We start from the raw sequence: 13416 nt of genomic DNA on the forward strand, positions 1-13416 counted from the left end.
TCTCCGATGGCCCTCGTTGTCGAGACGGAAGAACGCTAACAGCGGCGCGGCTCGCCGACCCAGTTCGTGAGACGTATGACCGATAGGGAACGCACCCGCTGGGAGTACGAGACGCTACAGGTCCCCAAAGGCGTGACCCAGAAGGAATCAGTCGACCCGAAGAGCCAACTCAACGAGCTCGGGCGCGAGGGGTGGGAACTCGCGGGGACCGTCGCATACACCGGCGGCGGCGGCACGAAGTTTCTCCTCTTCAAGCGTCCGGCGGAGTCGGACGACGACGCGGAGCAATGAACTCGGCCGTCGACCCCGACGAGGAGACTGACATCGAGTTCGAGACGGAACTCGATCCCGACGCCGACGCGGACATCGGAACGGCCAACACGATGCGGCAGCGCGCGGACGAGAGCCGCATCAAGATCTGGATAATGCTCGCCGCGAACCGTCTGGTCGTGACCGGGCTGTTGGCGCTCATCGTGTTCGTCACCGTCACGCTGGTCGGGGCGGAGTTCTACCCGGCGTTTCACGCCGATCTGCAGCAGGAAGACACCATCGAGACGATATTCTCGACGATGATCGGCGCGATAATCACCGGGACGACCCTCGTGGTGACCATCAGCCAGCTCGTCATCTCACAGGAGAACGGGCCGCTCGGCGACCAGCACGAGCGGATGAGCAGTACGATGAACGTCCGGGACTACACGCGCGAACTCGTCGACCGCCCGGTTCCGGCCGACCCGTCCGCGTTCCTCCGCCACATCGTCAACGCCTCCGAGACCCGCGCCCGCAAGCTTCGCGAGGCGGTGGCCGGCAAGGACGACGAGGAGCTGAAAGCGGAGGTCAACGAGTTCACGACCAGCATCATCGGGAACGCGAAGCAGGTCCGAAAGCAGCTCGACGGCGCGAACTTCGGTTCCTTCGGCGTCCTGTTCGCCGCGCTCAACTACAACTACGGGTGGAAGATATTCCACGTCGAGCGCATCGAGTACGAGTACGAGGAGAGCCTCACCGACGACGACAGAAGCCTGCTCGAGGATCTGCGGAGCACGCTGGCGATGTTTGGCCCGGGCCGAGAGCACATCAAGACGCTCTACTTCGAGTGGGCGCTCATCAACCTCTCGCAACTCATCCTCTACATCTCGGTTCCGGCGCTCATCATCGCCGGCGCGATGCTGGCGTTCATCGGCGAGTCGTCGTTCCCGGGGTCCACGTTCGGCTTCGCCCACATGACGCTGGTCGTCACTGCGGCGTTCACGATAACGCTGCTGCCACACCTCCTACTGGTCTCCTACATCGCCAGAGTCGCGACGGTGGCGAAGCGGACCCTCGCGATCGGCCCGCTCATCCTCCGGGACTCACAGCGCTGACCGCGCGGAATACCGGCGCGAAAGAGGTCCCCTCGCGGCCCGCGTCGGGGTTGAGAAGGACGACGACCTACTCTTCGGGCGTTCCGTCGCCGACGTCGGTGCCGTCGAGCGGCCCCGTGTGGTCGGCACCGCCCGCGTCGTTGACGCCGCTGGCGTCCGAACCCGCGTCGACGTCTTCCGGCAGGTCCTCCTGATCGAAGGCGAAGACGTCGCTGTCCTCGATGGCCGGACCGATCATCTCCTGCAGCGTCGGCCCGGGCAGCGTCTCCTCGTCGAGTTCGACGAGCGTCTCGGTGACCCGCTGCGTGTCGACGTTCTCGACGGCGACGCGGAACGTCTTCGAGGCGACGCGGCTGCCGACCTCGCCCCCGAGCGTCTGCTTTGCGAGACCCGACGCCCCGCTTCCCCCGATGACCCGGGAGGCGAGAATGCGACCGACGGGGCGGCCGATCGCCTGTGCGAGGCGGTCGACGTCGACCGGGTCCTGTGCCGGTTCGTCGGCCAGTATCGCCTCGAAATCGACCGCTTCGATGACCTCTTTCGCGACCTCGGTCGCGAACAGCGCGTCTAACCCCTGTTCGATGCGGTCCAGCTGTTCGTCGCCGGTAGAGTCACTCATTACGGGACGACGAAGGCGTGCTACTCTGATACCGCTGCGGCCTTCGAATGCAACCACTCTCGGCCGCGTCTCGCGGCGTGTAAACTATATCCACGGGAGGACCGGATCGAAGTGCGGAGGGTGACGTCTGGTTCCCCCACAGCCGGCATTTGCAAGCACAAACGGTTTCCGAGGGGACCCACGAAGCGGAATATCTGTCTAGCGCCGGTACCGAGTCGCGAGGCGGACCGGTCTAGCCGTCTTCGGTCGAGTCCGCTTCCTCCGGGTCCGACCCCAGCGACTCGGCGGACGTGACCGCCGGCGACACCGGATCGCCCTCCAGGAGTTCTTCGAGGACGATTCTGACCGCCTGAATCCCGACGACGAGGAGGAACGGTCCCAGAAACAGGCCGTACCAGCCGAAGAGCATCGGGCCGAGGATGTACGCGAACAGGACTAGTCCCGTATGCGTCGCCTGTCCGGCGACTTTCGGCAGCAGGAACGTCATGGGGAGGAGATCCAAGAGGACCAGTGAGACGACGAACAGCGCCGCAGGATAGATCAACAGCGACGGGTCGCCCCGAGCGGCGCGAACGCCGAGGAAGGCGACGAGCGGGACGTAGACGAGTTTGCCGACGACGACGGGAACGAGACTGGCCAGTCCAGTGAGCAACGCCAGCGCCGTCGGTGCCGGCATCGAGACCGCGGCGGGAGCAAGCAGGTTGTAGACGTTGTAGACCACCGCGGCGAGGACGGCGACGATACCGACGAGGAGGACGTTTCCGAAGTAGATGGTGGCGAGGTCGTCGTCGACAGCGGTCACGTAGGCGTGGGCCGTCGTTCCGCTTCCGCCGACCGTCGAGCGGAACCACGACGCGAGACGGGCGTCGTCCCGCAGGAGGTAGAACGCGGCCGTCACGGCGAGGAATAGGTGCATCGTTCCTCCGGCGAGCGTCGAGAGGATGCCCGCACCACGCTGGAGTAAGTCCATCGGCGACCCGGACGCTCCACCGGCCACCAGCGAACGAACGCGTTCTAACAGGTCCAGCGACTGGGTCTGGAGGTACGGCTGTATCGCCTGTCTGACCCCGTCGAGCGCGCCGGCCGACAGCAGTTGCGTGATGCCCATCACGACGACCGCGGTGATGAGCAACAGCGCGGGGAGCGCGACGACGAGCAACGAGACCAGTGCGGCCATCCCCGACGAGAGGACGGACTCCAACCGTTGGTTCAGCGGTCGGATACCGTAGTAGACGAAGAGCGCGAGCATGAACGTCCCGACGAACGAGTGGAGGACGAACAGGAGCGCCAGCCCGACCGCGAAGACGAGCGCCCACCATCCGAGGCGCTCTCGGTCGAACGTCGGAGAAGAGAGGTCCATGTTTCTGCGTCGGGAGTCGCACGGAAAAATCCGGGCATGTGGTCCTTCGGTGAGAATCGGGCACAGTATGCCGGGGAAAGACCCGAGTGTCCCGATGCACGAGACAGGACAATGAATGAGCGCGCTCGCGCCGACGGGTTCGTCCCGTTCTTCAGGCAGTACACGAAGACGTGGCAGCACGCGGTGGCAACGGCGGCGCTGACGGCGTTCGGGACGCTGACGTTCATCAATCGCCTGTTCGCCGTCGTCGCCATCTCGGTCTACCTCCTCACGCCGGCCGTTCTCTACGTGCTTAGTTCCTCGTCGGGGCGAGAACAGAGTGAATCGAACCGTCGGTCGAGCGGCGCGGACGCGGAGTCGACGGAACCTGACCGCGAGCGAAACCCAGAACCCGCCGGAGAGAGCGATTCTCCGGTCGAGTCGAGCGATACCGAAGTCACGCGAGAATCGGAATCCTCGCAGGAGCCAGAAGAATCACAGGGGCCGGAATCGCCGCCCGCGTGGACCACCGCGACCGTCCCCTGCGAGGAGACGCTCCACGACGCGGCCGTCGCCGACGGAACGGCCTACGCCGTCGGGTCTGAGGGGAGCGTGCTCGCCGACAACGGCGACGGCTGGAGCGCCGTGCTGTCCGACGGCCCCGGCGCGCAGTCGAACGCGCTTCGCGGCGTCGACGCCGTCGAGGGCGGCGGCGTCTGGGTCGCCGGCGACAGCGGGGCCGTCGGTCGGCTGGACCCCGAGAGCGGCCGACACGTCGATCTCTCCGCGCCGAACGACGACACGAACAACCTCGCGGGCGTGGCCGTAGCGGGCACGCCAGACGACGAGACGGTCCTGCTGATAGACGGCTCCGGCCGCGTCCGTCGCGGCCGGTATCGGGAGGGGGAGACGGCGTGGGAGGAGCCGGTGACGCCGGGGAGCGGCTCCAGCCTCGCCAGTATCGCTCTTCAGGACGCCTCGGTCGGCTACGCCTGTGACACCAACCAGTGCGTCTTCGAGACGGACGACGGCGGGCGAACCTTCGCGCAGTCGGGGCTCGGTGGAGCCGACGGGACGCTCACCGACGTCGCGGCGGACGACGACGGCTGTGCCGTCAGCGACGACAGCGGCGTCGTCCACCGCTACGACGGCGAGCGCTGGACGCCCGAGCGACCGGGCGAGGACGCGCTGTGGGCGCTCGCGCTCGACGAGACGCTGTGGCTCGCCGCCGGCGACGGCGGGACGGTGTACGAACGGGCCGCGGACGCGACCGACTGGGAGCGGACGCCGACGCCGGCGACCGCTTCCCTCCGCGGGGTCGCGCTCGGTCGGGAACGAGCGATCGCCGTCGGCGCGGAGGGCACCGTCGTCGAGCGTCCCCGGTCGGAAACCCGCTGATAGCGCGCGACGGCGGGAAATGCATGCAGAACCCGCTTCGAGTCGGTAGACGACTCCGCGGTATGGAACGTGGCGTCTCTTCGTCCGTCTCGACTACGGAGGGGTTCCGGGAACGGGCCCTTCACTGGTTCCTCCTGGGGGGGAATCGAATCGCCGTCGCGGCCTGTCTCACCGTCGCCGTCGTCGTCATCATCGGCGGTCTCCTCTGGGCCGGACTGCTCACCGTCGGTCCGAGGAGTCAGGCGGCGACGGTGTTCGCGAGCGGGCTCACCTCCGGCGTCGTCACGCTCGTGACCATCTCGCTCTCGATCAACCAGTTCATCCTCTCGCGGGTGTTCGGCACGCCCGATACGCTCTCCGAGCGTCTCGACGGGACTCGCTCGCTCCGCGGGACCGTCGAGGAGCTCTCCGGGGAGCCGGCGAGTCCGAACGACCCCGCGGAGTTCCTCTCGCTCACCGCGACGACGCTCAGCGACCGCGCGTCGTCCTTCGAGGAGACGGTCGCGGACTCGGACCGGGAGGTCCCCGACGGCGTCCGCGACGCGATGCGGGGCCTCCGCGAGTACGGCGACGACATCGACGACCACCTCGAATCGGAGGAGAACATCGTCGACGTGCTCGACGTCGTCCTCGGCACCGAGTACGCCCAGAACATGACCGCCGTTCGCCACATCCGGAACGCGCACGCAGAGGAGCTGCCGCGGAAACTGCGCGAGAACCTGGATGCCGTCGACGACCTGCTGGAGGCCATCGCCGTCTCGCGGCAGTTCTTCAAGACGCTCTCGCTCCAGCAGGACTTCGCTCGGCTCTCCCGGATCGTCGTCTACACCGGGCTGGTAGCGCTGGTGACCAGCATTTCGCTCACCTTCCTCTACCGGACGAACTCGACGACCACGATTCCGCCCTCGCTGCTCCCCCTCGTCGTCTCGCTCGGTATCGGCGTCATCGTCTCGCCGTTCGCGGCGTTCATCGCCTACATCCTGCGGGCGGCGACGATCGCCCGCCGAACCGTCTCGGTCGGGCCGTTCATCCCGCCGGAGAAACAGTGACCGAACGCCGAGAGGGCCACCCTACCGGTCTTGCAGGCATGTGCAGGCACTACCGTTAGCAAGGGAGGAGTCGATTGTCCGGACATGACGAACGAAAGCGAAAGCCGACAGCAGGCGCGAGAGAACCTCAACGAGCAACTCGAGAAGGCGAAGCGACGCGCACAGGACAGCAAGGTACAGCAAACCGAGAACCTGAAGACGGAACTCGGTCGCGTCGTCTTCGACCTCGCCGAGGAGAAGTTCCCGCAAGAGGCCCAGCAGCGGAAACGGCAGAGCGCGGCGACGGCGTTCGGCGTCGGTCTCGCCGTCGGCTTCCTCGCTCGACACGTCCTCGGTCGGTAACACGGCGAAGCAGCGTCTATTTTTCGTACGGTCTCGCCGCCGCGTGACCGTATCGCTTCCTTTTCTTCTCTCAGGTACTCAAGTCGAACCGCCGATACCGGCAGACGACGAGTAGCAGACATCACGACCGGCAGCTGGTCGGAGAACCGCGCACGAGCCCACCGTTCGCGGCGGAATACTTAATAACTCGATCGAATATATTTATTAAAGACAAGTGCTTGAGCCCCGTCTGATAGTAGCTACTTTAACAATGCCTGGTCGCCTAGTCTCCGATAATGACCGTACCGAATGGGGGTTCGCCCGAGCCACGCGGTGACTCCCGCGAACACGGCCACGCCGACGACGAGCGCGGCCACGGAGACGGCGACTGCGTGGCCGGGAATGGCAGCGACGGGTCGGGCGTCGAAGCGAGCGGCGACGAGGTCGCCCGCCTCTCGGTCCCCGAGATGGACTGCCCGTCGTGTGCAGGCAAGGTCGAAAACAGCGTCCGAAAGCTCGACGGGATCGACGCCGTCGACCCGCAGGTGACGACCGGGAGGCTCACGGTGGCCTTCGACGGCGGTGAGACGAGTAAAGCGGACGTCGTCGAGCGCGTCGAGAAGGCCGGCTACAGCGCCGAAGACGCCGCGGACGCCGAGACGGTGACCGTGAAGTTCACCGTCCCCGAGATGGACTGCCCCTCCTGTGCGGGTAAGATAGAGAACGCGCTCTCGGAACTCGACGGCCTCTCGGCGTACGAGACCCAGCCCACGACCGGGAAGGTAACGGCTACTTACGACGCCGCCGCACTCGGGGAGGCGGAGATCGTCTCGGCCATCGAGGCGGCCGGCTACGAGGTCACCGGGACGACCGGCGAGGGAGCCGAGAGCGGCGAGGCCGAGGGGTCGGCGGAGAGCATCTGGCGGAGTTCCCGCGCGGTGAAGACGTGGGTAAGCGGTGTCTTCGTCGCGCTCGGACTGCTCTTCGAGTTCGCCCTGACCGGGCAGAACGCACAGATAGCGACGGTCCTCGGCAGCGAACTCCTCGTCGCCGACGCGCTCTTCCTCGTCGCCATCGCCGTCGGCGGTCAGGAGATCCTCCGCAACGGCTACTACTCCGCGCGGAACCGCAACCTCGACATCGACTTCCTGATGTCGACCGCCATCCTCGGCGCGCTGGTCGCCAGCCTCGCCTTCGGCGAGGGCCTGTACTTCGAGGCCGCCACCCTCGCGTTCCTGTTCAGCGTCGCCGAGTTGCTAGAGCGGTACGCGATGGACCGGGCGCGGAACTCCCTGACCGAACTGATGGACCTCTCGCCCGACGAAGCGACCGTCGTGCGCGACGGCGAGGAGGTGACGGTGCCCGTCGATTCGGTCGAAGTCGGCGATATCGTGGCCGTCAGACCCGGCGAGAAGATCCCGATGGACGGAACCGTCGTCGAAGGCGAGAGCGCGGTCAATCAGGCCCCGATCACCGGCGAGAGCGTCCCCGTGGACAAGAGCGAGGGCGACGAGGTGTACGCCGGAACGATCAACGAAGAGGGGTACGTCGAGGTGGAGGTCACCGCGACGGCCGAGGACAACACCCTCTCGCGCATCGTCGAGATGGTCGAGGACGCCCAGTCGAACAAGACCGAGCGCGAGCAGTTCGTCGAGCGGTTCTCGGCGTACTACACGCCCGTCGTCGTCGCGTTCGCCGCCCTCGTCACGGTCGCCTCGCCGTTCGTCCTCGCGACCTCGTGGTCGACGGCCGTCGTCTACGGCCTCACCCTGTTAGTGCTCGCCTGCCCCTGCGCGTTCGTCATCTCGACGCCCGTCTCGGTCGTCTCGGGCATCACCAGCGCGGCGAAGAACGGCGTGCTCGTCAAGGGCGGCAACCACCTCGAAGCGATGGGGGCCGTCGACGTCGTCGCCTTCGACAAGACCGGGACGCTGACGAAGGGCGAACTCACGGTCACCGACGTCGTCCCGCTCCACGGCAACGACGAGACGGACGTGCTCCGGTGTGCGCGCGGCCTCGAACAGCGCAGCGAACACCCCATCGGCGAGGCCATCGTCGCCCACGCCGACGGGAAATCGGCCGCCGGGCGCGAGATAGACGAGTTCGAGAGCATCACCGGGAAGGGCGTCCGGGCTGACCTCGACGGGACGCCGCACTTCGCGGGCAAGCCCGGCCTCTTCGAGGAGCTTGGCTTCGACCTCTCGCACGTCCACGCGACGACCGACGGGGGCGTCGTCACCCGGACCGCACGGACTATCTGCGAGCGCAACAACTGTCTCGACCTCTTAGAGGACACCGTGCCCGACCTGCAGGCGGAGGGCAAGACCGTCGTCCTCGTCGGGACCGAGGACGAACTGGAGGGCGTCATCGCCGTCGCCGACGAGGTCCGCCCGGAAGCGAAGCGCGCCGTCGCCCGCCTGAAGGACCTCGGCGTCGAGCGCACCGTCATGCTCACCGGCGACAACGAGCGGACCGCCCGCGCCATCGCCGAACGGGTCGGCGTCGACGACTACCGCGCGGAACTGCTCCCCGACCAGAAGGTCGAGGCCATCGAGGATCTCGTCGCGGAGTACGAGGGCGTCCACGAGCGGCGGTCGTGGGCTCGCCGGACGCAGTCCGGCGGTGTGGCGATGGTCGGCGACGGCATCAACGACGCGCCGGCGCTGGCCACCGCGACGGTCGGCGTGGCGATGGGGGCCGCCGGAACCGACACGGCGCTCGAGACCGCCGACATCGCGCTGATGAGCGACGACCTCTCGAAGCTGCCCTACCTCTACGAACTGGCCGGCGACGCCAACGGCGTCATCCGGCAGAACGTCTGGGCCAGCCTCGCGGTGAAGGCGGGGCTCGCCGTCGCCGTCCCCTTCGGCTACGTCCCGATCTGGCTGGCGGTCCTCGCCGGCGACGCGGGCATGACGCTCGGCGTGACCGGGAACGCGATGCGACTCTCGCGCCTCTCGCCGACAAAGGGGCAGGCCACCGAGAACGAGCGCGGCGCCTGACCCGGTTACACTCACGTCAGCGCGTACTCAAGTTCCTGCAGTTCGTACCGCCGTTTATGACGACTCCGACACCTACACCCGGCATCCACCACGTGACCTGTATCGCGGGCGACCCCCAGCGGAACATGGACTTCTGGGTCGAGACGCTCGGTCTCCGCCTGGTCAAGCGGTCCATCAACCAGGACGACCCCGGCACCTACCACTTCTTCTTCGCCGACGCCGAGGGGACCCCCGGGACGAGCATGACGTTCTTCCCCTGGGAGGACATGAAACAGGGGAAGGTCGGCTCCGGACAGGTCTCCCGGACCGCCTTCCGCGTTCCCGAGGGTAGCCTCGACTACTGGGAGGAGCGCTTCGAGGAGTACGATGTCGACTACGACGAGCGCGTCGAACGCTTCGGTGAGACGGTCCTCCCGTTCCGTGACCCCGACGGTCTCCCCGTCGAACTCGTCGCGGTCGAGATCGGCGAGGACGACCCCACGGTCCCGTGGACGGAGTTCGTCCCCGAAGACGCCGCCATCCGCGGCTTCCACTCGGTGACGCTCTGGCTCGGAGACCCCGAACCCACGATGGATCTCCTCCGGACGATGGGCCTCGAAGAGGCCGGCACCGAACAGGCCCAGGGCGACACGCCGGGCGACGAGCGGACCCGCTTCGCCGCCGCCGGTCCGGTGGGGAGGTACGTCGACGTGCTCCCGACCATCCAGGGCGGGCGACAGGGCCACGGGACGGTCCACCACGTCGCCTTCCAGACGCCGACCGACGAGGACCAGCGGGCGATGCGCGAGGCCGTCCAGTCCGCCGGACTCCGCCCGACCCAGCAGATCGACCGCCACTGGTTCCGCTCGGTCTACTTCAGAGAGTTCGGCGGCGTCCTGTTCGAACTCGCCACCAGCGGCCCCGGCTACACCAGCGACGAACCGCTCGACGACCTCGGCGGCCGCCTCGTCCTCCCCGGGAAGTTCGAGGACCGACGCGAGGAGATAGAGGCCAACCTGACCGACGTGACGGTTCCGACCGCCGACGCCGTCGAAGCGGACAACTGACCGAGAGACGTTCGGCGCGGATACGGACGGCGGCCGGCTCCGTCGCACGCTCGATGGAGCGGTCCGGGACTTCCGAGCGGGGAACCGCGGCGAGACGCGGATTACTCCGAGAGGCCCTCGCCGTCGGTCGAGACGGGCCGCGGCGTCCGCGTCGGTCGAGCGTCGACGGCTTCCGTCGACGCGGAGTCGTCGCGCGCCAGCGCCCGCCGCTTTTCGATCTCCCCGTGAACGGCGTCCGTGACGCGCGGATGTTCCCCGAGCGGGTCGGCGTACTCCAGCCCGCCGCGAGCGAGTTCGAGCGCCGCCGGGATTCGGTCGTCCGTTATCTCGGACGGCGCGACGAACACGGGCACCGCCACCGCCCGGGGCGTAGTGAGGTTGTAGCGGACGCACTCGACTGCCGGGTTCTGCAGGAGGTAACAGGTCAGCACCGACCCGTACGCCGACCGTTCGCGGAGACGCGCCGCGTGATGGTCGACCGTCTGTCGGTTGTGCGGCTTCGAACTGCTCCCGAACCCGACGAGGACGAGCGACGCGTCCTCGCCCGGCGACACCAGCTCCGCCCCGCGCTCCGCGAGCACGTTCGTGACCGCCGGGCTCTGCCCGACCGGTTCGCAGTATCGAACGGTGCCGGCGGCGTACGAGAGGAGCGCCGGGATCTCGTCGACGGTGTCGTAGGTGTGGGCGGTACACATCGGGACGGCGTACACCGTATCGGCGGAGAGCCCCTCTACGGTCCCTCGAAGCTCGCGGAGCGGCTCGTGCTCGTAGACGGCGACCTCGACAGAGTCGACGCGGGTGCGAGCGGCGAGGCGGTCGGCGTGCGTTTCGAGCACCGCTCGCGTGGCTCTCGTCCCCCGGCCGATGAGCAGGATCGATTCAGTCGTCATGACGCCACTCGGTATTGCAAGTTCATTTTGACTACTCCAATTACTCTTGTTGTAGCCAACGGAACCGGCCATCAAATAAATTTTGGTGACCCTGATTCGGTACGTCGGCTCGGCCGTCCGGGAGCGGTAGATCGACGCTCGTCTCGCCGGCGTCGAACGACGATCCGACCCGGCTGTTCACATCCGAGCGCACGTTAGCCGAAGTGGAAGCCTCGCTTCTTCGTCGAATGGTTCCGCCACAGGGAGTGGAGGCTGCCGAACGGCCGGACGAGTTCCGTACTTTGTCTCGGGAGCACGAGATGGCGACCGCTAACCAAACCGTTAATTCTTGCAGTCCCCGAACTCGGACGTGGAACTCTCCGTCGTCGATCTGTCTCCCGTTCCGAACGATGGGGCTGCGAGCGAGGCGTACGCGAACACCGTAGAGGCCGCCAAGCAAGCCGAACGGCTCGGGTACTCCCGGTTCTGGGTGGCCGAGCATCACGGCATGGCGGACTCTATCGCGGGGACGACACCCGAAGTGCTGCTCGGGCATCTCGCCGCCGAAACGGGCTCGATTCGGCTCGGATCCGGCGCGGTGCTCCTCAATCACTACAGCCCGTTCAAAGTCGCCGAACAGTTCGGCGCGCTCGACGCGCTCGCTCCGGGCCGCATCGACGCCGGTCTCGGGCGGGCGAACGGGTCGCCCGCGGCGGATCGGGCCCTCGGAACGGACCGGCGCGTCCAGAACCCCGACGCGGATCACGCGGAGAAGATCGAAGCCGTCGTCAACCACCTCTACGACGCCTACCCCGACGAACATCCCTACGGCGACTTACAGATACCGCGCTCGGGCGACGGCGTCCCCGCCCCGTGGGTGCTCGGATCGAGCCCGTCGAGCGCGGCGATCGCGGCCGAACTGGGGCTCCCGTACTGTTTCGCGGCGTTCATTCGACCGCAGCTCGCTACCCGGTCGTTCGAGCGGTACCGCGAGCGGTTCCAATCGTCGGCCCTGGCCGGTAGTGCCGACGATCCGCAGGGAATACTGGCAGTGAACGCAGTCTGTGCGGCGACCGACGAGGAGGCGGCGCGGCTCCGGGCCGTGGCCGAGGCGTCGTACGAGCGCATGCAGCGCGGTGTCGTCGGCACGAGACCGTCCGTCGAGGAAGCGATCGACGAGATCGGCGGGGTCCCCGAACCGACGCCCGGAACGCTCGACGACGGTGAGTGGCCGCGCGCGATCTCCGGGAGTCCGGAGACGCTCGCGTCGCTGCTCGAACAGCTCGCGGACCGCGTCGGCGTCGACGAGGTGATGGTCCAACACATCCACGCGACCCACGGCGATGCGCTCCGGTCGCACGAACTGCTGGCCGACGGTGTCGGACTCGCGTGATCGAGGCGTCCTCCGGCTGACGGAAGAGGGTCACTCCACCTCTGTTCGATGTTCCCCTCGCTCCGGGCTACTCGTCGGCGGGCAACGTACCGGAGACGCTTCGGCTACTTCGCCGAAAAGCTCGACTCGTTCGACGGCGAGAGCCGGCGGTGTCCGAACACCTTTCACCGACTATCGAATAGCGACCGCCAACAGATGCGTCTGATCGCCCACCGAGGATTCGACGAGCAGTACTCCGCTAACACCGTGGCGGCCGTCGAACAGGCGATCCCGGAAGCGGACATGATCGAACTCGACGTCCATCGGTGCGCCTCGGGCGAGCTCGTGGTCGCACACAACTCGCTCGTCGACATCGCCATCGACGGCGTGACCGAGGTAGACGAACTCACTGTCCCGGAGCTGGCGTCCCTCGACTCCCACGACGGCGAGGGCGTCCAGACGCTCTCGTCGGTCCTCGACGTCATTCCGGCCGCGACCGGCGTCAACCTCGAACTCAAGGACGCGGCGACCGTCGAGCAGGCGCTTTCGAGAGCGCGTGAGACGCCGCACGACGTCATCGTCTCCTCGTTCGACGCGGCGGCGATCCGCCGAGTCCACGTCGACGGCGGCGAGGGGGTCGAACTGGCGTACGTACTGGGGCTCACCCCGGGCGACGATCTCGCGGTCGCCGAAGAGCTCGACTGCAAGTACGTCCATCCGAACGCGTGGCTTTGCCTCTGTACTGATGTTATCGCCGATGCACACGACGCCGGAATGCTGGTCAACGCGTGGACCGTCGATTCGCGATTGGGGGCCTGGCTGCTCGAACGGCGTGACGTCGACGGGGTCATCGCGAGTTCGCCGCACGTCACAGAATGGATCGAGTGATGTTCTTTGTCCGAATGAGGTTCGCTCCTCTCTAAGATCCCTCCGAGCTGTTCCGATGACGGCTCATGCGTCGGATGATAGGATGGACGCGTTTTCGCGAGCGGTCTCTGAAATCAGCAGCGGATCTCCCCCGTCGAAGAGGGCGCGGC

Annotated in this window: 12 protein-coding genes; 9 read left to right on the forward strand and 3 right to left on the reverse strand. The window is 67.1% G+C overall.

Annotated features, from left to right (window positions below; all coding sequences use genetic code 11):
- Nucleotides 1-75: 75 nt before the first annotated feature.
- Entirely contained in the window at nucleotides 76-291 is a 216-nt protein-coding gene (gene sp36 / locus EGH23_RS15180; protein WP_220580836.1) for a Sp36 family protein, read from the forward strand.
- Nucleotides 288-1364 (forward strand): DUF7972 family membrane protein, encoded by a 1077-nt coding sequence (locus EGH23_RS15185; RefSeq protein WP_220580837.1) that lies wholly within the window; start codon nucleotides 288-290, stop codon nucleotides 1362-1364. Before sp36 ends, EGH23_RS15185 begins: the two co-directional genes overlap by 4 nt.
- A 67-nt stretch (nucleotides 1365-1431) precedes the next feature.
- Here the strand turns inward: EGH23_RS15185 and EGH23_RS15190 are convergent, their stop codons facing one another.
- Both EGH23_RS15190 and EGH23_RS15195 read right to left on the reverse strand, forming a co-directional pair.
- Nucleotides 1432-1983 (reverse strand): hypothetical protein, encoded by a 552-nt coding sequence (locus EGH23_RS15190; RefSeq protein ID WP_220580838.1) that lies wholly within the window; start codon nucleotides 1981-1983, stop codon nucleotides 1432-1434.
- Between the two features lie 232 nt (nucleotides 1984-2215).
- Nucleotides 2216-3343: an AI-2E family transporter gene (locus tag EGH23_RS15195; RefSeq protein WP_220580839.1), complete on the reverse strand. Its 1128-nt coding sequence runs from the start codon at nucleotides 3341-3343 to the stop codon at nucleotides 2216-2218.
- Between the two features lie 111 nt (nucleotides 3344-3454).
- On the opposite strand from EGH23_RS15195, the gene EGH23_RS15200 reads away from it, so the two are divergent.
- The 5 genes from EGH23_RS15200 (at nucleotide 3455) to EGH23_RS15220 (ending at nucleotide 10138) form a co-directional block, all read left to right on the forward strand.
- The gene (locus EGH23_RS15200) at nucleotides 3455-4720 is read left to right on the forward strand and encodes a WD40/YVTN/BNR-like repeat-containing protein (protein WP_220580840.1); all 1266 of its coding nucleotides are present in this window, start codon (nucleotides 3455-3457) and stop codon (nucleotides 4718-4720) included.
- A 62-nt stretch (nucleotides 4721-4782) separates the two neighbouring features.
- Nucleotides 4783-5769, forward strand: a complete 987-nt coding sequence (locus tag EGH23_RS15205) for a DUF7972 family membrane protein (protein WP_220580841.1) — start codon at nucleotides 4783-4785, stop codon at nucleotides 5767-5769.
- An 84-nt stretch (nucleotides 5770-5853) separates the two neighbouring features.
- A complete protein-coding gene (locus tag EGH23_RS15210; protein ID WP_220580842.1) occupies nucleotides 5854-6111 on the forward strand; it encodes a hypothetical protein in 258 nt (85 codons plus the stop codon).
- Between the two features lie 275 nt (nucleotides 6112-6386).
- Nucleotides 6387-9092: a heavy metal translocating P-type ATPase gene (locus EGH23_RS15215; protein WP_220580843.1), complete on the forward strand. Its 2706-nt coding sequence runs from the start codon at nucleotides 6387-6389 to the stop codon at nucleotides 9090-9092.
- A 56-nt stretch (nucleotides 9093-9148) separates the two neighbouring features.
- Nucleotides 9149-10138, forward strand: coding sequence for a ring-cleaving dioxygenase (locus EGH23_RS15220; protein ID WP_220580844.1), 990 nt, complete (start codon nucleotides 9149-9151; stop codon nucleotides 10136-10138).
- Nucleotides 10139-10239: 101 nt separating this feature from the next.
- Here EGH23_RS15220 and EGH23_RS15225 read toward each other — a convergent pair whose 3' ends face one another.
- Nucleotides 10240-11028, reverse strand: coding sequence for a CbiX/SirB N-terminal domain-containing protein (locus tag EGH23_RS15225; protein ID WP_220580845.1), 789 nt, complete (start codon nucleotides 11026-11028; stop codon nucleotides 10240-10242).
- 349 nt (nucleotides 11029-11377) lie between these two features.
- Here EGH23_RS15225 and EGH23_RS15230 point away from each other — a divergent pair, with 349 nt between their 5' ends.
- Complete coding sequence (locus tag EGH23_RS15230; protein WP_220580846.1) at nucleotides 11378-12400, forward strand: LLM class flavin-dependent oxidoreductase; 1023 nt, start codon at nucleotides 11378-11380, stop codon at nucleotides 12398-12400.
- Between the two features lie 195 nt (nucleotides 12401-12595).
- On the forward strand, nucleotides 12596-13267 hold the full coding sequence (locus EGH23_RS15235) for a glycerophosphodiester phosphodiesterase (RefSeq protein ID WP_220580847.1): 672 nt from the start codon (nucleotides 12596-12598) through the stop codon (nucleotides 13265-13267).
- The last annotated feature ends 149 nt before the right edge of the window (nucleotides 13268-13416 follow it).

Source organism: Haloarcula nitratireducens, from assembly GCF_019599505.1.

Coding starts and splice junctions, on each gene's coding strand:
- EGH23_RS15235 (WP_220580847.1), top strand. CDS start 12,596: ATGCGTCTGATCGCCCACCGAGGATTCGACGAGCAGTACTCCGCTAAC.
- EGH23_RS15200 (WP_220580840.1), top strand. CDS start 3,455: ATGAATGAGCGCGCTCGCGCCGACGGGTTCGTCCCGTTCTTCAGGCAG.
- EGH23_RS15215 (WP_220580843.1), top strand. CDS start 6,387: ATGACCGTACCGAATGGGGGTTCGCCCGAGCCACGCGGTGACTCCCGC.
- EGH23_RS15225 (WP_220580845.1), bottom strand. CDS start 11,028: ATGACGACTGAATCGATCCTGCTCATCGGCCGGGGGACGAGAGCCACG.
- EGH23_RS15195 (WP_220580839.1), bottom strand. CDS start 3,343: ATGGACCTCTCTTCTCCGACGTTCGACCGAGAGCGCCTCGGATGGTGG.
- EGH23_RS15205 (WP_220580841.1), top strand. CDS start 4,783: ATGGAACGTGGCGTCTCTTCGTCCGTCTCGACTACGGAGGGGTTCCGG.
- EGH23_RS15190 (WP_220580838.1), bottom strand. CDS start 1,983: ATGAGTGACTCTACCGGCGACGAACAGCTGGACCGCATCGAACAGGGG.
- sp36 (WP_220580836.1), top strand. CDS start 76: ATGACCGATAGGGAACGCACCCGCTGGGAGTACGAGACGCTACAGGTC.
- EGH23_RS15220 (WP_220580844.1), top strand. CDS start 9,149: ATGACGACTCCGACACCTACACCCGGCATCCACCACGTGACCTGTATC.
- EGH23_RS15210 (WP_220580842.1), top strand. CDS start 5,854: ATGACGAACGAAAGCGAAAGCCGACAGCAGGCGCGAGAGAACCTCAAC.
- EGH23_RS15185 (WP_220580837.1), top strand. CDS start 288: ATGAACTCGGCCGTCGACCCCGACGAGGAGACTGACATCGAGTTCGAG.